The organism is Aphanothece microscopica RSMan92 (assembly GCF_046613545.2).
Lineage (GTDB): Bacteria > Cyanobacteriota > Cyanobacteriia > PCC-6307 > Cyanobiaceae > NIES-981.
In genome coordinates this window covers 1-470 of sequence record NZ_JBKKKY020000503.1, presented here as the reverse complement: position 1 = coordinate 470, position 470 = coordinate 1, and the positions used below count along the sequence as shown (strand labels likewise).

The window sequence follows — 470 nt, the reverse complement described above, 5'->3', positions numbered from 1 at the left end:
GGGGCAGGCCATCAAAGCCGGGCAGGACCTGTTTTATGTTTTGTCGGAGCGGGGTGCTTTCAAAGGAGAGATGTACGTTGGTCAGCAGAACTTCGGCAAACTCAAAGTGGGGCAGAAAGTGATCGTCAAGCTACCCAGCTATCCATTTCAAGAGTTTGGCACATTGCGTGGGCAAGTGCAAAGCATCTCGGAATTCTCCCGGGATAGTACTTTTATGGTGAGCGTACAATTCCCTGATGGCCTCCGTACCTCGTCTCACCGCAGAATTCAGTTTCGCAATGGTATGCTTGCCACGGGCGAGATCATCACCGATGAGCTACGTATTTTAGAGCGCATTTTTATGGAATTTCTCAAACTGACGGGAAGGTGAGTACTACTTGAATAGCTTAAATCTACCCTGTATTTACAAAAAGCGGCGCCTCCCCTATCGGGAAGCGCCGCTTTCTTGGTATTCGAAAATATCTTGTTAC

At 48.5% G+C, this 470-nt stretch carries 1 protein-coding gene; it reads left to right on the top strand.

All coding sequences use genetic code 11. The features are described 5' to 3' along the window. On the top strand, nucleotides 1-370 hold a 370-nt coding region (locus ACLD7X_RS18755), incomplete at its 5' end, for a beta-barrel domain-containing protein (protein ID WP_411425192.1). Between the last annotated feature and the right edge of the window lie 100 nt (nucleotides 371-470).